General features: G+C 66.1%; 21 protein-coding genes and 2 pseudogenes. 7 read left to right on the top strand and 16 right to left on the bottom strand.

What is annotated here, in order from left to right:
• Positions 1 to 3,162, top strand: a complete 3,162-nt coding sequence (locus VK92_RS03040) for a multidrug efflux RND transporter permease subunit (protein WP_048022767.1) — start codon at positions 1 to 3, stop codon at positions 3,160 to 3,162.
• Positions 3,163 to 3,285: 123 nt separating this feature from the next.
• A pseudogene (locus VK92_RS03035) lies at positions 3,286 to 3,933 on the top strand (glutathione S-transferase family protein).
• A 108-nt stretch (positions 3,934 to 4,041) separates the two neighbouring features.
• On the opposite strand, the gene VK92_RS03030 reads toward VK92_RS03035, so the two are convergent.
• From VK92_RS03030 to VK92_RS02965, 14 genes are all read right to left on the bottom strand, one after another.
• Positions 4,042 to 5,061 (bottom strand): extracellular catalytic domain type 1 short-chain-length polyhydroxyalkanoate depolymerase, encoded by a 1,020-nt coding sequence (locus VK92_RS03030; protein WP_231616430.1) that lies wholly within the window; start codon positions 5,059 to 5,061, stop codon positions 4,042 to 4,044.
• A 98-nt stretch (positions 5,062 to 5,159) separates the two neighbouring features.
• Positions 5,160 to 5,414: a GlsB/YeaQ/YmgE family stress response membrane protein gene (locus VK92_RS03025; protein ID WP_021160949.1), complete on the bottom strand. Its 255-nt coding sequence runs from the start codon at positions 5,412 to 5,414 to the stop codon at positions 5,160 to 5,162.
• A gap of 231 nt (positions 5,415 to 5,645) precedes the next feature.
• Complete coding sequence (locus VK92_RS03020) at positions 5,646 to 5,957, bottom strand: hypothetical protein (protein ID WP_048022765.1); 312 nt, start codon at positions 5,955 to 5,957, stop codon at positions 5,646 to 5,648.
• Positions 5,957 to 6,352, bottom strand: a complete 396-nt coding sequence (locus VK92_RS03015; protein ID WP_226191829.1) for a hypothetical protein — start codon at positions 6,350 to 6,352, stop codon at positions 5,957 to 5,959. Before VK92_RS03015 ends, VK92_RS03020 begins: the two co-directional genes overlap by 1 nt.
• A 28-nt stretch (positions 6,353 to 6,380) precedes the next feature.
• Positions 6,381 to 6,629: a CsbD family protein gene (locus VK92_RS03010; protein WP_048022762.1), complete on the bottom strand. Its 249-nt coding sequence runs from the start codon at positions 6,627 to 6,629 to the stop codon at positions 6,381 to 6,383.
• Between the two features lie 367 nt (positions 6,630 to 6,996).
• On the bottom strand, positions 6,997 to 7,530 hold the full coding sequence (locus VK92_RS03005; protein ID WP_122982928.1) for a chalcone isomerase family protein: 534 nt from the start codon (positions 7,528 to 7,530) through the stop codon (positions 6,997 to 6,999).
• A gap of 1 nt (position 7,531) precedes the next feature.
• Positions 7,532 to 8,749: an SAM-dependent methyltransferase gene (locus tag VK92_RS03000; protein WP_048022761.1), complete on the bottom strand. Its 1,218-nt coding sequence runs from the start codon at positions 8,747 to 8,749 to the stop codon at positions 7,532 to 7,534.
• A complete protein-coding gene (locus tag VK92_RS02995) occupies positions 8,746 to 9,600 on the bottom strand; it encodes a DUF1365 domain-containing protein (protein WP_021160955.1) in 855 nt (284 codons plus the stop codon). The genes VK92_RS03000 and VK92_RS02995 overlap by 4 nt, the downstream gene beginning before the upstream one ends.
• A complete protein-coding gene (locus VK92_RS02990) occupies positions 9,597 to 10,904 on the bottom strand; it encodes an NAD(P)/FAD-dependent oxidoreductase (RefSeq protein ID WP_048022760.1) in 1,308 nt (435 codons plus the stop codon). The genes VK92_RS02995 and VK92_RS02990 overlap by 4 nt, the downstream gene beginning before the upstream one ends.
• A 91-nt stretch (positions 10,905 to 10,995) precedes the next feature.
• Complete coding sequence (locus VK92_RS02985; RefSeq protein WP_021160957.1) at positions 10,996 to 11,607, bottom strand: lipocalin family protein; 612 nt, start codon at positions 11,605 to 11,607, stop codon at positions 10,996 to 10,998.
• A gap of 8 nt (positions 11,608 to 11,615) precedes the next feature.
• On the bottom strand, positions 11,616 to 12,716 hold the full coding sequence (locus VK92_RS02980; RefSeq protein ID WP_048022758.1) for an SAM-dependent methyltransferase: 1,101 nt from the start codon (positions 12,714 to 12,716) through the stop codon (positions 11,616 to 11,618).
• Entirely contained in the window at positions 12,713 to 13,546 is an 834-nt protein-coding gene (locus VK92_RS02975; protein ID WP_048022757.1) for a DUF1295 domain-containing protein, read from the bottom strand. Before VK92_RS02975 ends, VK92_RS02980 begins: the two co-directional genes overlap by 4 nt.
• A 155-nt stretch (positions 13,547 to 13,701) precedes the next feature.
• Positions 13,702 to 14,436: an anti-sigma factor gene (locus tag VK92_RS02970; protein ID WP_048022756.1), complete on the bottom strand. Its 735-nt coding sequence runs from the start codon at positions 14,434 to 14,436 to the stop codon at positions 13,702 to 13,704.
• Complete coding sequence (locus VK92_RS02965; RefSeq protein WP_042975896.1) at positions 14,433 to 15,029, bottom strand: sigma-70 family RNA polymerase sigma factor; 597 nt, start codon at positions 15,027 to 15,029, stop codon at positions 14,433 to 14,435. The genes VK92_RS02970 and VK92_RS02965 overlap by 4 nt, the downstream gene beginning before the upstream one ends.
• A gap of 238 nt (positions 15,030 to 15,267) precedes the next feature.
• On the opposite strand from VK92_RS02965, the gene VK92_RS02960 reads away from it, so the two are divergent.
• Positions 15,268 to 15,840 (top strand): lipocalin family protein, encoded by a 573-nt coding sequence (locus tag VK92_RS02960; protein ID WP_048022754.1) that lies wholly within the window; start codon positions 15,268 to 15,270, stop codon positions 15,838 to 15,840.
• Between the two features lie 169 nt (positions 15,841 to 16,009).
• On the opposite strand, the gene VK92_RS02955 is transcribed toward VK92_RS02960, so the two are convergent.
• Positions 16,010 to 16,669: a carbonic anhydrase gene (locus VK92_RS02955; RefSeq protein WP_021160963.1), complete on the bottom strand. Its 660-nt coding sequence runs from the start codon at positions 16,667 to 16,669 to the stop codon at positions 16,010 to 16,012.
• 220 nt (positions 16,670 to 16,889) lie between these two features.
• Positions 16,890 to 17,361: pseudogene (locus VK92_RS02950) on the bottom strand (tyrosine-type recombinase/integrase); the annotation flags it as partial.
• A gap of 52 nt (positions 17,362 to 17,413) precedes the next feature.
• Here VK92_RS02950 and VK92_RS02945 point away from each other — a divergent pair.
• The 4 genes from VK92_RS02945 to VK92_RS02930 all read left to right on the top strand — a co-directional run bounded on the left by VK92_RS02945 (position 17,414) and on the right by VK92_RS02930 (position 20,404).
• Positions 17,414 to 18,223: an effector protein Tle3 domain-containing protein gene (locus VK92_RS02945; RefSeq protein ID WP_053077885.1), complete on the top strand. Its 810-nt coding sequence runs from the start codon at positions 17,414 to 17,416 to the stop codon at positions 18,221 to 18,223.
• Positions 18,220 to 19,719 (top strand): hypothetical protein, encoded by a 1,500-nt coding sequence (locus tag VK92_RS02940; protein WP_048022751.1) that lies wholly within the window; start codon positions 18,220 to 18,222, stop codon positions 19,717 to 19,719. Before VK92_RS02945 ends, VK92_RS02940 begins: the two co-directional genes overlap by 4 nt.
• Before the next feature lie 78 nt (positions 19,720 to 19,797).
• On the top strand, positions 19,798 to 20,046 hold the full coding sequence (locus VK92_RS02935; RefSeq protein ID WP_048022749.1) for a hypothetical protein: 249 nt from the start codon (positions 19,798 to 19,800) through the stop codon (positions 20,044 to 20,046).
• Between the two features lie 100 nt (positions 20,047 to 20,146).
• Positions 20,147 to 20,404, top strand: coding sequence for a PAAR domain-containing protein (locus VK92_RS02930; protein ID WP_048022903.1), 258 nt, complete (start codon positions 20,147 to 20,149; stop codon positions 20,402 to 20,404).
• Positions 20,405 to 20,604: the final 200 nt, after the last annotated feature.

Here is a 20,604-nt window from a genome sequence, read left to right as displayed (position 1 = left end):
ATGCCGTCATTCTTCATCGACCGTCCCGTCTTTGCGTGGATCGTCGCGCTCGCGATCGTCGTCGCGGGCGTGCTGGCCATTCCGCAATTGCCGATCGCGCAGTATCCGCGCCTGGCGCCGCCGCGGGTCGTGGTCACCGCGTCTTATCCGGGCGCGTCGACCGAGACGGTCGATGCCGACGTCGGCAGCGTCATCGAGGAAAGCCTCGACGGCGCCGACGGGCTGCTGTACTACGAGACGAGCAGCGACGGCCACGGCAACCTCGAGATCGACGTGACGTTCTCGCCCGGCACCGATCCGGACATCGCGCTCGTCGACGTCAACAACCGGTTGAAGCAGGTCGAGCCGCGGCTGCCGCAGCAGGTCGTCCAGCAGGGGATCGGCGTGTTCAAGGCGGCGAACACGTTCCTGATGCTCGTCACGCTGACGTCGACCGACGGCACACGCGATTCCGCGCAGCTCGGCGACTACCTGAACCGCTACGTGCTGCGTGAGCTGAAGCGCGCGCCGGGTGTCGGGGCGGCCGAGCTGTGGGATGCCGACGAGGCGCTGCGGGTCTGGCTCGATCCCGTGAAGTTGCGCGAATACGATCTCGGCGCCGACGACGTGATCGCGGCGATCAGCGCGCAGAACGCGACGGTCACGGCCGGCGCGATCGGCGACGCGCCGTTCGTGCACGGCCAGCAGCTGACCGCGACGGTCGTGGTCAAGGGGCAGCTTGCGTCGCCCGAGGAGTTCGGCCGGATCGTGCTGAAGTCGAAGCAGGACGGTTCGGCCGTGCGCGTCGCCGACGTCGCGCGCGTCGAGATCGGCCGCGACGACTATTCGTTTTATTCGCGGCTGAATGGCCGGCCGGCCGCGACGGTCGGCATCCAGCTCGGCCCGCGCGGCAACGCGCTCGAAACGTCGAATGCGATCCGCGCACGGCTCGCCGAGCTGTCGCGGACGCTGCCGCCGGGCATCGCGGTCGAGATTCCCTTCGACGGCGCGCATTTCGTCAAGATCGCGATCCACGAAGTCGTGCTGACGCTCGTCGAGGCCGTCGTGCTGGTGTTCTGCGTGATGTGGCTGTTCCTGCGCGACCTGCGCTACACGCTGGTGCCGACCGTCGTGATTCCGGTCACGCTGATGGGCGCGTTCGTCGCGATGTGGGCGTTCGGGCTGTCGATCAACGTGTTCACGATGTTCGGCCTCGTGCTGGCGATCGGCATCCTGGTCGACGATGCGATCGTCGTCGTCGAGAGCGTGCATCGCGTGATGGAGGAGGGCGTATTGCCGCGCGACGCCACACGGCGGGCCATGAAGCGGATCGGCGGGGCGATCGTCGGCGTGACCGCGGTGCTGACCGCCGTATTCGTGCCGATGGCGTTTTTCCCGGGCAGTGTCGGCGGCATCTACCGGCAGTTCGCGGTGGCGATGATCGCGTCGATGCTGGTGTCGTCGTTCATGGCGCTGTCGCTCACGCCCGCGCTGTGCGCGAACCTGCTGAAGCCGGTCGCGCGACACGGCGGCGGAACCGGCCGGGCGACGCGACGCGGCATCGGCGCGCGTCTGGCCGACCGGTTCGGTGCGGCCTTCGCGCGCGCCGAATCCGGCTATCGCCGCGTCGCGGTGTTTGCCGTGCGTCGCACCGGGATGGTCGTGGCCGTTTATGCGGCACTCGTGCTCGCATGCGGGCTGCTGTACTGGATGATGCCGGGCGGCTTCCTGCCCACCGAGGATCAGGGGCAACTGCAGGTGATGATCCAGTTGCCGGCGGGCGCCACGCAGGCGCGCACGCTCGCGGTCGTCGAGCGTGTCGAGGCGATCCTGCGCGCGGAGCCGGCGATAGCGAACGTGACGAGCGTGATCGGCTGGAGTTTCGCGGGCAGCGGACAGAACGTCGGGATGGCGTTCGTGGAACTGAAGGACTGGGCGCAACGCGACGTCGACGCGATGGCGTTGCGCGACCGGCTCAACGCGCGTTTCGGCGCGATCCTCGACGGCGACGTCGAGGCGGCGCTGCCGCCTTCGGTGCGCGGCATCGGGCATTCCGACGGATTCACGTTCCGGCTCGAGGATCGCGGCGGGGGCGGGCTCGACGCGCTAAAGGCGGCCCGCGCGCAGCTTGCCGAGCGTGCGAAGGCGGATCCGCTGCTCTCGGCCGTGCATTTCGAAGACCTGCCGGACGCACCGCGTATCGAGCTCGACGTCGATCGCGCGAAGGCGTATGCGCTCGGCGTGCCGTTCGAGCGGATCGCCGGGCTCCTGGGCGGCACGTTCGGTTCGAACTACATCAACGACTTTCCGGCGTCGGGCCGGATGCGGCGGGTGATCATCGAGGCCGACCCGGTTGCGCGCGCGACCGACGCGCAACTGATGGCGCTGACCGTCCCGAACCGAACCGGCGACATGGTGCCGCTTTCGGCGCTTGCCGCGCCGCACTGGACGATCGGCCCGGTGATGCTGAACCGGTACAACGGTTATCCGTCGCTCGACATCAGCGGCCGGGCGGCGACCGGCACGAGTTCGGGCGCGGCGATGGCGGAGATGGAGCGGCTGGCCGGTGCGCTGCCGGCCGGGATCGGTTTCGACTGGGTCGATGCGGCGCGCGAGGAGCAGGTCGCCGCACGGCAGACGCCGCTGCTCGTCGGGTTGTCGGTGCTCGCGGTCTTCATGGCGCTGGCCGCGCTGTACGAAAGCTGGACGATTCCGCTGTCGGTGCTGACGATCGTGCCGCTCGGCATGATCGGCGCGATCGCGGCGGCACTCGTGCGCGGCATGCCGAACGACGTGTACTTCAAGGTCGGGATGATCACCGTGGTCGGGCTGGCGGCGAAGAACGCGATCCTGATCGTGCAGTACGCGCGCGACCTGGCCGGTCATGGCGTGCCGCTGCGGCAGGCGGTGGTCGATGCGGCCGCTGCGCGATTCCGGCCGATCGTGATGACGTCGATGGCGTTCCTGCTCGGCGTCGTGCCGCTCGTGCTGGCGACAGGCGCCGGGGCGGAAAGCCGGCGATCGATCGGCACGGGCGCGTTCGGGGGGGTGCTGGCGGCAACGGTGTTCGGGCTCGTGTTCGCGCCGGTGGCGTTTCGTGTCGTGGCGTCGGCCGGGCGACGCGGCCGGCGTGCGGCGGTGGCGACGCGCGACGATCGTCAGGCTGAGGCGGTGGGGGAGTGACGACGTGCCACGCAGTGCCGGCAGGTGGATTTCGTGCGTTGCGTTGATTGAATGCGATCGTCGTGCGGACGTCTCGCAGACGGCGCGATGCTCAATTCGAATTCCAGGAGACGGATTCAAACGATGTCCTACGTTCTGTATTACTCGCCCGGTGCGGCCAGCATGGCCGTGCACTGGATGCTGATCGAACTCGGTGTGCCGTTCGAAACGCGTCTCGTCGATATCGATGCGGGTGCGTAGCATACGCCCGAGTACCTGCGGATGAATCCGGCCGGCAGAGTGCCGACGCTGGTCGTCGACGGCATACCGCGGACCGAATCGGCCGCCTTGCTGATGCTGCTTGCCGAACGCCATCCGCAGCCGTCGCTGGCTCCCCGTCCGGGCGCGCCCGAACGTCCCGAGTGGTTCGAGATGATGGTCTATCTGGCCAATTCGGTATTGCCTGCGATGCGAAACTGGTTCTATGCGGAAACGGATGGCGATCCGCGATGCGCCGAGATGGTGAAGACGTTTTCGCGGGGGCAAATCGAGGAGTCGATGGCGCATCTCGACAATCTGCTGTCCGACGGTCGTTCATACCTGATCAACAATCGGTTGAGTACGGCGGACTTCCTTGCGTTGATGCTCATGCGCTGGACGCGCAACATGCCGCGCCCGGCAACGACATGGCCGCATCTTGCGAGGTACATACAGCACCTTCGCGGGATGCCGACGTTTGTCGAGTTGAATGCGCGGGAAGGGTTGACTGAGTGGATGAATCCGCTTTCTTGAGTGTTCTTGAAAAGTGAGGCAGCAGTCGATTGGGGGGCTGCTCGTCTGTTTGAGCAATACCCGCGGTCCTGTCTCGAACGACGTGGGACCGGCGGCGAATATCCGGCGTCAGGTGCCCGCGCTCGCCGGAGCGTCGCGGCGGCGGTATCTGAAAAACGACCACAACATCGCGGTCGCGTCCGGGCCCTCCGCCGCGTGAAACGGCACGCGAGCGTCGCCGCCGCTCCACGCGTGACCGAGCCTGCGTACGATACAGACACGCACGACGCAGCGGCCGCTGCGCCGATGGTCGATCACCAGCCGGTCGCCTCGATCCGACACGGTGCGCGTACCGCTGATGGGCTCACCCTCCGCGTCGATGAAACGATTGACACGCAACCACTGGCGCGCGGCCTGTTCCGCGTTGATTTTCGCAACGACGCCGTCCCGTTCGCCATGCACGATCAGCGCCGGCATGCCGGGGTAGTCCCGCACGCAGACGGCCGCATCGATGAGTTGCACCGGGTCGCTGCGGCTGCCGTACTGCATCACCTTCAATGCGTCGAGGGACGAGCGGGCGGCCGCCGAAACGGCGCCCGAATGAAGCGCTACGGCCGCAAATAGCGTCGGGGCGTGCAGCGCGAGTTGCGCGGCAAGCCCGGCGCCGGCGGACATGCCCGCGACGTAGACACGGGCGGGATCGAACGCGTGCTGCCGGACGATCGCCCGGATCAGCGACGCGATTGCATCCGCGTCGGAGCCGGCGGTCGGCTCGGGCGGGTCGAACCAGTTCCAGCAGCGATGGGGGTGCCTGCTTTTCGATTGTTCGGGCAAGAGCACGGAGAAGCCGAAACGATCGGCGGCACGATCGATCCGCGTGCCGAGCGCGAACGACTCGGCCGTCTGCTTGCAGCCGTGAAGCATGACGACGAGCGGGCCATGGCGCGGCGCGTTTCGCGGACGATACAGCGAGTAGGTGACGTGATTGACGAAACGGCCGGGCGCCGGCAGCGACGAGAAGAACGAGCGGGCCCACACGCCGTCGGTGGACAGCGCGGGCTGCTTGCGGGAAGCGGGCTTCGTTCGCGGCGCCGCTGTGCGCCGCGTCGCCGTTCTCTTGGGCAGCGAAGCGAACGGATTCAATCTCAACCAATGACTCACCGGTTTTCGCGGCATGATCAGTAAGCGGCATGCGGGGTCGCATGCCGGATGGTGACGAAGAACACGCGGTCGGCCGTCAGACCCCGTCAGACCGCGCGATTGAACAGACGGATCACGAACAGCAGGATCACGGCGCCGATGACGGCGATGACGATCGAGCCGAGAATGCCGCTGAAGCCGATGCCGAGCAACCCGGCGAGCCAGCCGCCGATCACCGCGCCGACGATGCCGACCACGATGTCGATCAGCAAGCCGAAGCCTCCGCCCTTGACGAGTACGCCCGCGAGCCATCCTGCGACTGCGCCGATGATCAGCCATACGATCAAACCATGTACATCCATGATGTTTCCCCTCTCCTTTGGATCGACGGCAGATTCGTGAAACGGGATCTGCCCGACCGTCCGCGCAACAGGACAGAACGCGAAACGGAATTGCTCGTTTTTGCACTACCTTGAAGCCGCCCAGCCCGATTGAAGTGGTCCGAATAAATCGGACCGGTCAGCCGGCCGGGCCTCTCGTGGAAGCGGCCGCTCCGGCACTCGCCCGGACGTTTCGCGCGGGTCTGCGCCGGTTTACTTCTCCACCATGTCCCGCGTCATTCGCCCGATCAACGCAACCAGCCCGGCGCGAACGGCCGTCGTCACGATGCGCCGCGGCCCAAGGATCACGAAACCGGCCAGCGCCACCGCGACGGCCGCGACGGCCGAGCCGCCGAGCGTCGGCAACTTCATCGCCGGATAGTCCGCGATGTCGCCGGAACGCGCTCGCCGGGCCGTTTCGACGACGTGGTTCGACGCGGACAGTTCGGCCCGGGTCGCCGCCATGCGGGCCAGCAGGACACGCCGCCTCGATTCCGGCGAACCATCGGAGATTCGTCGTTTCATCACAGGCTCTCTCTGGCGGTCTGGATGTCGCGCTGCAATTCCTCGGTCAGGACGGAAAACGTGCCGTGTTTGTCACGCATGCGTACCGCCGCAAAGGAGGCGATCGACACGCACACCCAGAACCCGGCGACGACCCATGACGTCTCGATCAAATACGGCGTTCGTGCGGCGCTGACGATCGCCGCCACGCACACGAAAGCCAGTCCGAACGTCACGCTCAGGCCGAGCAACGCATACAGCATCAGATCGCGCAGGAAGTACTTCCTGGCAAGGTCGAATTCGATTGCCGCGAGACCCGCGTAGTCGGCCAGACGCGCGACCGAGAATTGCGCGACATCCTGCCATTTCCTGATTCTCGAAAGCAAAACCATGACATGCTCCGATGATGACCTCAACGCATGCCGTCGGGCTCGTGACAGCCGATCAGCGCTTCGACCACATTGCGCCGATGATGAAACTCACCGCTGCGACGGTCGCCAGCGTCACAATCGGATTGCTTGCGGCAACGTCGCGCACCTGCTCGAGCGCCTCGCCATAGGTTTGCTGAACCGCGCCGGCCACCTGGCGCGCTTTTCCCTCGAATTGCATGTCGGCACTTCCGGTGGCGTCACCCACCGCCTCCTGCGCTTTGCCCGCCAGCTTCTGCACCGTGCCTTCCGTCTTTTCGAACATGATCGACCTCGTCGTTCAATCGGGTTGCGTGACCATTGGGACAATGCTGGATCACATTCGTGACGCCATTCGATATCCCGGGGCTCAGTGTAGAGGGGGCGCAGCGTACAGGGCATGTTCAAATGCACTGGGCGGCGTAGTGCATTTGAGGGGGCGCGCGGGTGCGCAGCAGGTGTGCGCCCGCGAGCAGCCCCGCACGGAACGTGCCGATCCAGCGTTGCCGGTGCGCGGTGCTCGGTGCTCGGGACGCAGACGAGCCAGCCGGCCTGCGACAGCACGAGACAGGCGGCGGTTTCGGCGATGGCGGAATGGCACCGGGGCCGATCCGTGAGACGCGCGGCGGTGGCGATCGTTGCGGGTTCCGCCGTCAACGTGCGGTGTCGCCGAGCAACTGGCGGCGCAACGATTGTGCACGGGTGCGCGGATCCAGCCAGATGTCGAAGAAGGCGCGCGCGAAGACCGGATCGGGGATGTCGGCCGTGAGGCGGCCGTTCGTGTAGAAGCGCGCACCCTGATCGGGCAGGTAGACGCCGCAGAGTACGTCGCCGCGCGCGACGTCGGTAAATGCCCGTGCGATGTCGGCGCGCCACGCGTCGCGGGTCGCCGCGGGCAGCGGCGCGGGCGCGAGGCGCTCGATTTCGGCCATGCCGGTGGCGACGAGCCGCGCGCCGCTCACGTCGTGGCGATACGTGAGCGAAAGTGCGAACGGCGTGTCGAATCCCGCGGGCGGGTGGGGCGCCCACAGCTGCGCGTCGTACAGACAGACGCCGAATACGCAGAATTGGCCGGCCCCGATCATCCGTGCCGACGCGACCTCGTCAACGCAACGCGCGCCGGCCTCCGGCGCCGCGGAAAGCACCGCCGCCAGCGCGAGCATCGCAGCCCGGTGTCTCGCGTTCATGTCAGCGTGCCGACGACACGACGAAATGCATCACGTCGGTGCGCCGCTCGGCGAACCCCGCCTCGCAATAGGCGAGGTAAAGCCGCCAGGTTCGGATGAAGGTCTCGTCGAACCCCAGTGCACGCACGGCGTCGACGTGATCCTCGAACGCCTCCCGCCAGGCGCGCAACGTGCGTGCGTAGTCGAGTCCGAACGCGAGCACCGGCTCCGCGGCAAGACCCGCGCGGCCAGCCGCGTCGACGAAGCGCTCGGCGCTCGGCAGCATGCCGCCCGGAAAGATGAACTCGCGAATGAAGTCGCTCGAAGCCCGGTAGGCCTCGAACTGCGACTCGGCGATCGTGATCGACTGGATCAGCGCCCGCGCGCCTGCCTTCAGATGCTGCCCGAGCGTGTCGAAATACACCGGCCAGAACGTTTCGCCCACGGCCTCGAACATCTCGATCGACACGATCGCGTCGTACTGTCCGTCGATGTCGCGGTAGTCGCGCAACTCGACCGTCACGCGATCGGACAGCCCCGCACGCGCGATGCGCTCGACCGCCAGCGCGTATTGCGCCTCCGAGATCGTCAGCGCACGCACGCGGATGCCCTGGCGTGCGGCGTACATCGCGAAGCCGCCCCAGCCGCAGCCGATCTCGAGCACGTGCATGCCGGCGCGCAGCCCGAGCGATGCGACGATGCGTTGATATTTCGCCGCCTGCGCATCGGCGAGCGAGCGCCGCTCGTCGCCGTCGAAGCAGGCGCTCGAATACGTCCACGTGTCATCGAGCCACAACCCGTAGAAGCGGTTGCCGAGATCGTAATGCGCGTGGATGTTGCGGCGGCTGCCGGCGCGTGTGTTCATCCGCAGCCGGTGGCGTAGCGCATACCAGAGGCGGGCGACGCGCCCGCCCGTCAGCGTCTGCGCGATCGCCGGCTCGTTGCGGATCACCAGACGCAGCAGCGCGACGAGGTCGGGGGTGTCGACCTGGCGTGCGCGATACGCTTCCGCGAACCCGATGTCGCCCGCGCGCAGGATCGCGCGGCACGCCCGCCAGTCGCGGATCTGCAGCGTCGCGGCCGGCTGGCAGTGCGGATCGCCGAACACGTATTGCGCGCCTTCGGGCGTCACGAGTATCACGTGGCCGTGCCGCAGCCGCCGCAGCAGCGCGACGAACAACCGCGAAGAAAGCGGCAGCGCGGGTTGCGATGCATTCGATAACAGGCGCAGCAGGGTCATGGGCGGACCTCGTGGTCGGACACCGCAGGGCGGCAGGGCGGCGACACCCGTGCCGACGGGGGCGGCGGTGCATCGGCGCAGGACGGCCGGGCAGGGGGCGTCCTGCCGTGGAACGGCACGCGCTTGAGCCAGAGCCGCAGCGCCTGCCAATGGATCCGGACGATCACACCGATCGCGTTGAACGGCTGCCGCGCGAGCGCGCGCCACGCCCGCGCGGCGCTCAGCGGGCCGGCCTGCATGACGAGCGCCGTCCGCAGCAGCAGACCGTCATCGTCGCGGTAGTCGATGGCGACCCGCAGGTGGTCGCCGCGCTGGCGAACGCGAAACGCGTATGTCCCGACGACGTCGCAAAACGGCGATACGTGAAACGTCTTGCGGCAGACGAGGACGGTGTCGTCCCCGATCGGCGCGTGCCGCCTCGCGCTCAGCAAGTAGCCGTGGTGCGCGCCGAACGTGTTGCGCACGTCCGCGTACAGCGCGCGAAGGCGACCCGCGCGGTCGTAGCAGTACCAGAAGCTCACGGGGTTGAACGCATGGCCGAAGAGGCGCGGGATCGTCTGCAGCCAGATCGGGCCGTCGGCCGGAATGCCGGCTTCGGCGAGGCGGGCGCGCAGCCACGGTGCAAGCGGCTGGCCGTCACGCGGCCCGTAGTCGCGCGACGCGAGTCCGAACGGCCGCCAGCGATCGACGCCGAACCAGTTGCCGTCGATCTCGTGAAGCCGCTCGATATCGCAGCAGATCTGGAACAGCGGATACGTGAACGCATGGTGCACGGGCCGCAGCCGCTCGTGCATCACGTGCCCGACGAGCAGCCGCGCGGCGCTGCCGTCGCTCGCGAACGGCGCGTTCATGACGTGGCCCAGGCCGGCTTTACGCCGAAGTCGCCGGCCACGCGCAAGGCGGATTTCAGGCCGTCTTCATGAAAGCCGTAGCCTGTCCACGCACCCGCGAACCACGTGCGGCGCTGCCCTTGCAGCGCGGGCAGGCGTTGCTGCGCATCGACGGCGGCTAGATCGAGCAGCGGATGCTCGTAGTCGTAGCGGCCGAGCTGCGTGCCCGGCGCGGGCGCGTCGACGGGATTCAGCGTGACGACGACCGGAGTGCGGAAAGGCAGCGGCTGCAGCTGGTTGATCAGGTAGCTGACACACACGGGCGATACGCCGCCGGCGGCCGGCGCCGCACGGCGGCTCAGGTAGTTCCACGCCGACCAGACGCGCCGCCGGCGCGGTAGCAACGCCGTATCGGTATGCAGCACCGCGACGTTGCGCTGGTAGCGCACGGCGCCCAGCACGCTGCGCTCGGCGTCGCTGGTGTCCGCGAGCAGCCGCAGGCTCGTCGGCGCGTGGCACGCGAGCACGATGGCGTCGAACCGCTCATGGCCGGCCGCGTCGGTCGCCACCGTGACGCCGTGATCGTCGCGCCGAATCGTGCGGACCGGCGTGTTCACGCGTACATCGTCGAGCGTCGCGGCGATGCGCTCGACATACTGCCGCGCGCCACCGGCGATCGTGCGCCAGGGCGGTCGGTCGTTGACCTGCAGCAGCGCGTGGTTCAGGCAGAAGCGCAGGAACGTCGCCGCCGGAAACCGCAGGATGTCGTCGGCCGCGCTCGACCAGATCGCGGCCGCCATCGGCAGCAAGTAGTGCTCCTGGAACGAGGTGCCGTAGCCGCCCGCGGCGAGCAGCTCGCCGACCGACAGACGCTGGCGGTGTGCCGTTTCGAGGTGATGCTGCGCGGACGCGTTGAAGCGCAGGATGTCGCGCAGCATGCCGAGGAACGACGGCGAGAACAGGTTGCGGCGTTGCGCGAACACCGTGTTGAGATTGCTGCCGGCCCATTCGAGCCGGCCGCCGTCGATCGAAACCGAGAACGACATGTCGCTCGGATGCGCGGCCACGCCGAGTTCGGCGAGCAGCGCGATCAGGTTCGGATAGGTCCGGTCGTTGAACACGAGGAACCCGGTATCGACCGGGTGGCTCGCGCCGTCGAGTTCGACATCGACGGTGTGCGTGTGGCCGCCGAGGTAGCCGGCCGCCTCGAACAGCGTCACGCGGTGACGACGGGCCAGCAGGTAGGCGCTCGCCAGGCCGGCGATGCCGGCGCCGACGACGGCGATCCGCCGCCCGGGCGGCAAGGCAGTGAAGGGCTGGTGCATCGCGAAGGGTCTCCGTCAGGCGGGTCGGCGGTCTCGGGAACGGTTTTTCAAGATACGGAGCAAAGCGGTCGGCGGATGCGCCGGGCCCGCTTCAGTCGCGCTCGCCGGGCGAGGCGAAGCCCGGTTGACCGATCTGTCCGGGTGTTTGCGGCACGCGCCTGAAGCGCGACGTGTCGTAGCCCATCGCATCGAGCCGCGCGAGCAGCGAGCGATACGTCGCGTCGTCCATCGTCGGCTCGCGCGAGAAGATCCATCCGAGCGTCTTGTCCGGGTAGCCGAGGATCGTGTAGCGGTAGTCGGGATCGACATAGAGCGTCAACTGCGTGACGTATACCGGCCAGAACAGCCGCACGCGCCATTCGCCGCCCCCGCTGCCGGGCTTTGCCGTATCGACGAAGCGATAGCGTTTCTCGGGTCGGTCGAAGCCGCCCTTGCGGCCGACGAACACGTCGTCGATCCGGCCGTCCTCGCGCAGCGTCCACTCGGCGCGGCTGCCCACGTAGTTGCGCTCCGCGAAATACGGGATGTTCGCGATCACGTACCAGCGGCCCATGTAGCGTGGCAGGTCGACGGCCACGCTCGACAGGGGCACGGCTGCGCGCGGATTCGTGTTCGGTGCATTGCCCGAGCAGCCCGCGGCGATGGCGAGCGCAAGACCGGCCGCGAGCATGGCGGCGAAGCGGCGGACGATTGGGTACGGCATGACACGTCTCACGCGCGTACGGGCCGCTTGTCGAACAGGTAGTGCGCGATGCCCCATTCCTGGCCGCCGGCATAACCGAACAGTTCGGCGACGGCCATGTAGAACATTCGCCAGCGCTGGAACCAGATCCGCGCGTCGGCGCCGTAGACCGTTTCGAAAATCGGCATGGTCCGGCCGCGCGCGGCGTCGAGCGAAGCGAGCCAGTGGTTGGCCGTGCGGGCGTAGGCGGTGCCGTCGATCCACCATTGGCGGTCGAGGCGAACGTCGTCCTGGAACCGCAGCAGCAGATGGGCCGACGGCATCGTGCCGCCGGTGAAGAAATGACGCGACATCCAGTCGGTGTCGTCGCGCACCGCGAAATGATAGGCGAGCAGCTTGTGCGCGAAGATGTGCACGAACAACTTGCCGTCGTCGTGCATCCAGCGTGCGATTTTCGCCAGCAGTTGCCCGTAGTTCTTCATGTGCTCGAACATCTCGATCGACAGCACGCGGTCGAAACCCGCTTCGCCGGGCGCGAAATCGAAGTCCACCACGTTGCCCGTGACGATCCGCAGATTGGTCAGCCCGCGCCGGGCCGCGCATTGCTCGATGAAGTTCCGCTGACCGTGAGCATTCGACAGCCCGACGATCCGCGCGTGCGGATAGCGCTCGGCGAGCCACAGCGACAGCGACCCCCAGCCGCAGCCGAGATCCAGGATGCGCTGGCCGTCCGCGAGGCCGGCCCGCTCCGCGTAAAGCGACAGCATGGCGTCCTCGGCTTGCGCGAGCGTTTCGTTGCCGTGCGGGTAATAGCCGCACGAGTATTTCAGCCGGGGGCCGAGATGGGCTTCAAAGAACGCGCCGGGCACTTCGTAATGCTGCGTGTTGGCCGCATGCGTGTCGATCGCGATGGGGCTCGCGTTCAGTTCGTGCACCAGCCGGTCGAAGGCGGCCGTGCGTCGCTCGCCGTCGAGCAGATGTTCGTCGCGCAGGCGCTGCCGCAGCAGCGTGCGCATGCCGGCGCGGATCAGCGGATCCGGCAGCCAGCCGCGTTCGCAGCAGCGGATCAGCCAGGTGTCGCCGGGGGCAGGCATCCGGGCGGGCGACGGTTGCGAGGCGGTGGCGGTCATGAGCGCGTACTCCTGTCTTCTGGATGGTCGGGGCGGGCAACGGGCGGTGGTGCGGCCGGCCTGGGCGGCCACGGAACGAGGGCGCTGGTCGTGAGCATGTATTCCCGGTAGCCCGGCCGCGTTCGCACGAGATGCGCCTCGAGTAGCGGCAGGCCGGAGACCCTGAGCAGCAGCCACGCCATCAGGAACGGCGGCATCAGCGTGAGCCAGCCCCACGGCATGCCGATCGCGAGCGCTGCGTATGCGCACCAATGCAGGCATTCGAAGAAGTAGTTGGGGTGCCGCGAATAGCGCCACCAGCCCACTCGACAGACGCGGTCGCGGCGCCCGGGGGCGGCGAGGAAGCGCTTGAGCTGCCGGTCGGCGGCGGCTTCTCCGGCCACGGCGACGAGCCAGATCGAGACGGCCGCGACGGCTGCGGACCGGGACGGCGCGGCCGGACTGTATGCCGGCACGAAGAACGCGACCGACAGCAACATCGAGATCAGCGCCTGCAACTGGAACAGCCAGAACATGTTGCGCGGCGCGGCGTCGCCCCATTGCACGCGGAACTGCCGATAGCGCCGGTCCTCGGGCTGCCGGCGGTTGCGACGCCACAGGTGTCGTGCGAGCCGCAGCCCCCAGATGCCGCCGCCTGTCGCGACGAGTGCGCGGTTCAATGCCGGGCCGGTGCCGAGCCCCGCGACGAACACGGCCATGCCGCCGAGCGTCACTGCCCAGACCGGGTCGATCATCCCGGCATTCCGGGAGCGCAACTGGCTGATCCACACCGCCGTGAACGACAGAAACAGTCCGACGAAAGCGAGGAGGGCAACGGCGACGGCATGCATGCGGGCGGCTCCGGGGACGCGATATCCGTCATATACGGAGCCGAAGGCCAAACGGATGCATCGGGATGCGCCGCGACCTGCGCGCGGGCGACAGGGGCACGCACCGCGCTCACCCTCGACGGACGGATGTCCGCCGCAGGTTGGCGCGGCGCCTGTTATGCCGCGTGCATTGCCCCGGTGGCGAGCACCGGACCCGTGGGTTGACCGCTCGGCGAGCCGCCGCGCGGCTCGATCGACACGGCGAGCACCGCACGTGCGCTGAACTGCGCGACGATCGCGGGCGGCAGCGTCATCGACGCCGGTGCGTCCGGCGTGAATACGCCGAGCGAGATCGGCTTCGCATTCGGCGGAATCAGCCAGAGCTCGGCCGAGCGATTCGCGGCGATCGTCGGCTTGTCCGCCGGCACCACGACCATCCGGGCGCGGCGCAGGTCGACGGTGGCGGTCCAGTGTGCGACGCCGTCCGACCGTGCGATCGTGGCCACCATGTAGCTGCCCTCGACAGCTGCCACGCGCGGTGGCGCTTCGCTCACCAGGATCAGGTTGAACGCGAGCAGTCCGAGGGCGGCCAAGCTCGCGCCAAGGCCGACCCAGCGCCACAGTCGCAGGCTGTTCCACCATCCGCCCGATGGCGTGGCGCCGCGCGCGGCCGGCGGAACGAGGAAGCCGAGGTCACGCTGGATTCTCGTCCAGACCCGGCCGGGCGGGGCGACGCGTGCGATGTCTTCCGCGAGCGGTGCGAAGCGGCGCTGCCAGCGCTCGAGTGTCGCCTGCAACAGCGGATCGCGTGCGGCGGACTCCTCGAGTGCGTGCCGCGCATCGGCGTCGAGCACGCCGAGCGCGTATTCCGCGCAGCGCAATTCGGGATCGTGATCGGCTGGCGTATTCATTGCTCGAGACATACCTTCAGCTGCATCAGGCTGCGCCGGATCCAGCTTTTCATGGTTCCGAGAGGCACACGCAGTCGCGCTGCGAGTTCGCTGTAAGTCGCGCCGCTGAAAAAAGCCTCGCGTATTGCGCGGCCCTGATCCGGATCGAGCCGCTCGAGGCACCGTTCGAGGCGTTGGCGCTCCTGGCTTGCTTCCGCGAGCGCGGCGGGCGTCGGATCCTCGTCGGGGAGATCCAGCACCTGCTCTTCGTCGAGTTGCGCCTCGCGATGCTGCCGTAACCGGTCGATCGTCCTGTTGCGCGCCAGCGTGGTCAGCCACGTCATCGCACCGCCGCGTGCCGGGTCGAACGCGTCAGCACGTCGCCACACGGCCGTGTAGACATCCTGGAGCAGATCCTCGGCTTCCCCGCGATCGTGAACCATGCGCAGGATGATGCCGAACACCCGCGACGAGGTCAGCCGGTACAGCTCGGCGAAAGCCGCCTGATCGCCGCTCGCGACCTGCGACATGACCTGATTCAGGTGCTCGCGACGCACGGCATCCGCGTCGGTTGACGGGGCGAAGCGCTCGGCACCATCCGGCGTGTCGTTCATGCTGAAGAAATGGCGAGGATCGCCATGGCGTGAATGTCGAGCGAAATATAGCACTGCCGGATGCACTTGATCGAGCAATCGACGGCGGACCCGCTGAATGTCGTGCATGGTGGCGAACCGTATGAAGACGTTGCAGCGAGATACGAACGAATCGCCCGCCGGGATGCAACCGGCCGCCGTCACTGCGGCGGGGTGGTTGCGTGCACAATGGCGTGATTTCCAGGCCGGGAGGGAGTCAATGAAGCGATCTGTCCTTTGTACGTCGTCCGTGTGGACGACTTCCATGGCGCTGGCTGGAGCGGCGCTGTTGCTCGCGGGATGCGCGGGCCTGGCGGGAGGCGAGAGCGGCAACGCCCAGGTGCCGCAGCCGGCCAAGGCGGTCGATCTTGATCGCTATGTGGGTAGATGGTACGAGTTCGCGCGCTATGAAAACCGCTTCGAGCGCGGTTGCGACGGCGTGACGGCCGATTATGCGAAGCGGGAAGACGGCCTCGTCGACGTGCGCAATACGTGTCGCGAAGGCGGGCCGGGCGGCCGCGCACGAAGCTCGGACGGACGGGCGAAGATCGTGGCGAACAGCGGCGACGCGAAACTGAAAGTGTCGTTCTTCGGGCCGTTCTTTTTCGGCAACTACTGGATACTCGATCACGCCGACGACTACTCGTGGTCGATCGTCGGCGAGCCGTCAGGGCGATTCCTGTGGATCCTGACGCGCGTCGCCAGGCCGTCGACCGAGCAAGCCGACGCGCTTGTCGAGCGCGTGCGGACGCTCGGCTACGACACGATGATGTTGCGGCGCACTGCGCATTAGCCCGACTGCATGGGCAGCCATGCATCCGCGGCCGCGTCACGCTCGGGAGAACGTCGGGCACCGCGTGCGTTGTTGTCGGTGACGATCGTGAAGGAGAGGAGCGGGGCCCGGTCTGTTTGGGAGCGGGGGCGTGTTCGCCCCCGACTCTGGGCGCGAGCTGTCGGGGAGACTAGACCTGCCCGCGATCGCGCGAGCTCACGGCGACTACCGTAGGCGACTCGGCGAGCGAGACAAAGCTTCGGGTGACGCCGTCCAGCGCATCTATGTTGCCTGTCTCGATGTCGTAAACCCAGCCGTGCAGATTCATGCGCCCCTGTTCGAGGGCGAGCGCCACGGACGGGTGAGTGCGCAGATTGGCGAGTTGCGCGATCACGTTTTCGCGCACGAGCCCGTCGAGCTTCGCGCGAGGCGTGTCGTATTCATGCGCGGCGTTGATGACTTTAGCGGCGTCGGCATGACGCAGCCAGTTCGCGACCGCCGGCAGATGATCGAGGCAGGTGCAGCGTGAAATCGCGCCCATCGCACCGCAATCGGAGTGACCGCAGATCACGATATCGCGAACGCCGAGGACGGCGACCGCGTATTCGACGGTGGCGGACACGCCGCCGGGCTCGGGGCCGTAGGACGGCACGATGTTGCCTGCATTGCGGATCACGAACAGTTCGCCCGGCTCGCGCTGCGTGAGCAATTCGGGCACGACGCGACTGTCCGAGCACGTGACAAACAGTGCCTTGGGGTTCTGTGATGTGGCGAGCTGCTTGAAGAGCCCAGCCCGTTGCGGATAGATGTCGCGCTGGAAACGAAGAAAACCGTCGATGACGTCACGCATGTTTGCTCCCGGGGTACAGATTCGATATACCGGCGTAGCAAAGACGGGTACGCTCGCGCGGCGGGCAATATTATGCCGGCATCAGATGAGCGAGGGAACGGCGTGGTACTTGAGGGTCGGCCGGGACTCGTGAAATTTTCGCAAAAAGCATCTCAACTTGATGATTTAACAGGGAAATTCTTAATCGTTGCCCGTCTGCTGACGTCCATTTGACGACAGACTATCCTTCCTTGCGGACCCCGAACGCATGATCAAACTGCCGAGCCCCGCTGCACGTCGTCGCTGTGCAGATAGGTCGACGTCGTCGAGATCGACGCGTGGCGCAGGTTGTCGCGCACAATGATCAGCTCAGCGCCGCGCCCGAGCGCGTGCGATGCGTGGGTGTGCCGCATCCAGTGTGGGCTCGCGCGCCGCAGCTTCTCAGCGGTCGCCGGTCGTTCGTTCTGGATCTCGTCGGCTGCCAGCACGAAGAACCGGCGCAGCACGCGCCAGAGCCGTCTGGGTTCGATGCCCGCGCCCTCCGCCTCGAGACTCGCGACTAGCGGCGTCGCCGGGTTCCAGCGTGTCGGCGTGACCGGCAGCCCGCGCTGCACGAGATGCTGATCCAGCGCGGTCCGAGCGAGCGACGGCAGTGCCACCTTGCCGCCCTTGCCGAGCACGTGCAGCCAGTGATCGCCGTGCTCGTCCCGCCGACCGCAGCGGAGCTGGTCGGCCTACGTATGCGTCATCGCCGCACCCAGGCAGATGCAAAGCATCGGAACGGCCGTAAACATATTCCGGCCGGCGGTCAATGCGACGCCATCAGAATGGTGGGCAATCCCGATCGACGCGCCCAAGCTGGATCACCCGTTCACCCCAGTAGCAATGAAGTTTGGCAGTCCGATCGCACCCGTCCATGACGGCCCCGCAGCAACGAGCCAATTTAATGAGGGTAATGACCCGGTTGCGGCCGCACGCGACAGAAACAAGGCTTCTGCTAACAAAAAGCCGGGAGACGCGATCGACAACTACAAGGGCGCGGCACCGATTGGGAATGAGGATAGCGAAGCAGATATGCGGTACGAATTGCATGCGGTCGTGCGACAGACCGTCCGCCAACGTGAGCAAGGAAATGGCTCGCTCATTGACGCGGCTGGAAATGTGACCTCTGAGCAACCGGGCTTCAATGCTGACGGCAAGGCAAGGGAGTATTCGACGTCCACTGTGACAACCTATCTCGGTGCGACGGAGAAGAACAATCCAACGAACCATTCGACGATCATGACGAACGCGATGCACGCGGAGCATGCTCTCGCCTACGATGTCGCAATCGGTGTGTGCAAACTGACACCCGAAGATTGGAAGGAATTGCGCATTGAAGCTGACTGGCGCTTCGGTGAAGGCATGGACAAATCGAATCCTCACCGGAAGTACGCGTCGTACTTCTCGAAAGGGAAGATGAGTGGTCTGTTTCTATCAGACTGGGTTAAGGCCGATGCAGATGCACATATGCCGAAGAAAATCCAGGACGAACGAGATGGTGGGTGGTTCCTCAGTGCGACGCACGCCCTATGAGTACCGCTCTCTCGACTTGGCCGCGACGTGTAGGCGTCGCTATCGCGATTCTCGTCTTGTCGGTCGCAGTAGCTGCGACGTGGACGTATCATGCTCAGCAGGCTGCGCCGCAGCCGCTTTCGGTTGAGGAATGGATGAAACGATTGATTGTGTTGCCGCTCCTTGTTGTGGTTGCCGTGCTGGCGCTCTGGGCGGGAATTCGGAAATCCGGCGGTGAAAAGGCCGCTTTGGCCATGACTGGGGCAGCTGCCAGCGTTGCGATGGCAGCACCTGCACCCAATCAGCCGTTCCGGGCTCAAGTCGTGGGCCTGGCGTGGCTCAATCCGTTAGAACGACGTGACTATCCGACCGAATGGCAATTGCTTTGGACGATGGGCCTCGTTGGGCCAAATGAGCACGACGACATGGTGAAGAAGGATCCGAAGAGCTTCACGACTGTTCAACCGGTCGCGGGTGTTGCGTATGGAAACGATGGACGCGAGACGTTTGACGGATTCTACGAAAAATATGTCGACAAGCTTCTCAGCTTGTTTGCTGAGATTTATGTGATGAGCCCGGCGTACTTTTACAACGTGCATTCGAAGGACCGAAAGGGCTGGCGAGAACTCGCAGGTACGCATATCGAGTTTGCAATCCCCGAGAAGCGACTCGATCCGGAAGAGTCACGTAAATATCTCGTCGACCAGTTTGTCGACTATTACGAGATCGGGAATAAGTCCGCACCGAGTCTGTGGAACAGTGACACTCCGCCAGATGTCCACATAACGCCAGGTGGTCCAAATGCGGGCTTCACTTCGCTGAATCGTGCGCTCGAGTACCTGCAAGCGCACCCCGATAAAAGCGTATGGGTGATGAACTGGGACGCGCCGAGCTTCCCACCGAAGGACAACCAGATGAACGAGAACATGGTCCTGCTCGTTCTGACGGGGCCGGACTTTGCGACAGGGCGAGAGCCGCTCGCCTGGATTGGGCGAGCCGCAGTCGGCAACGTGAACGACTTCGAAAAGAAGTCCGGGACGACCCGCGCAGTCCAGGCTTGGAAATCGACCATTGAACAAGCTGCCCACAATGCTGGGGTGGCGACGGCTGATCTTCATTACGTGGTCCACGACGCCGGCAAGGGCAGTGACGCCGCATCCGCTCGCCTGGGTACGTTGTCCCAGACGTTGACCGAAGTGCTGCCGGAATACGACTACAAGAAACAGACGTTCAACACGCCAGCGCTCCTCGGCGAGATGGGCGCAGGTTCCGCGTTGACGGACGTCGCACTGGCGATCGGTCGTGCAAACCATATCGGCGGCAATACGCTCGTGGCAGGCACGACAGACCTCGAACACCCGACGGCGGTCGTCGTGGTTCCGCCGGCGAAGCTGAATCCCGTCGATCCAAAGAAACCGTGGTTCCGCGCGGCCGGAGAGGGTAGTGCCTATCTGCCTTGGTGGGGGAAGCGCCACGATGTCGATTACAGTCGATCCGGGCAAGGGTACAGCTTCTGAGCACGCGAATGATGCGATAGATCGGGTGCGGCGCCCGGTTGATTCGCGCGTCGTACGCATTCGTTGTGGAGAATTTTTATGGAATCGGGAGCGTATAGACTCTCTCGCCATCAGCAGCTCATGGGGTGGGGCGTTGGGCTGGTTGCAGCTGGGATTTGTCTTTGCGTCGCCTTATTTGTTCTTCTGATCATTGGCGCATTCGACCAGTGGCATGTTCAAAGCGATGCACAGTTGTCGTTTGTCTTCTCGGTGCCCGTTTTAATGGTGTTCGTCGGACTTGCCCTGTTCGTCGTGGGCGTGGTCAACGCGTTCAGAGCGCGTAGATGAACCGATATGGCCACCGCGCGTGGATTGTCCTAACAATGGAAGTGCGATGTGATTGCGCGGCGGGATCTATGACGAAGGCGAACCTGGAACAGAGGCTTTCATGCGCGGTGTAATTCGGGTTGGAGACGTACACAGTCACGGCGGGCGCGTTGAGTCCGGTGCTGCGAACAGCGAGGTGATGGGTCGGCCGGTCGCACGAATCGGTGACCGCTGCACCTGCCCGATCCACGGCGAGTGTGTGATTGTGGAAGGCGATTCCGATTTCAACGTGGAGGGTAGCTTCGCGTCGTTCGACGGTCACAAGACGTCATGCGGCGCGGTGCTGATCACGTCGCTTCCGACGTCCGGGCGGGCCTAGCTTCTCGCACGAGCGCGCACGCGCCTCGACGCCTGCAGGCGATCGCTGCGGTCGTGGCATGGAGGTGAGCTCATGCATCAGATACAGCATGTTCGTCGCGAGGTCGTGGGCCAAGCCGCCGACAACAATGAACCAATCGGAATGCATGAGTGCCTCTGTAGGTCGAACGCACGCTCAGGCGGTGGCCGCCGGCGCCGGCC

The organism is Burkholderia sp. LK4 (assembly GCF_001043615.1).
Classification (GTDB): domain Bacteria; phylum Pseudomonadota; class Gammaproteobacteria; order Burkholderiales; family Burkholderiaceae; genus Burkholderia; species Burkholderia cepacia.
This window is presented reverse-complemented; position numbering and strand designations above follow the sequence as displayed.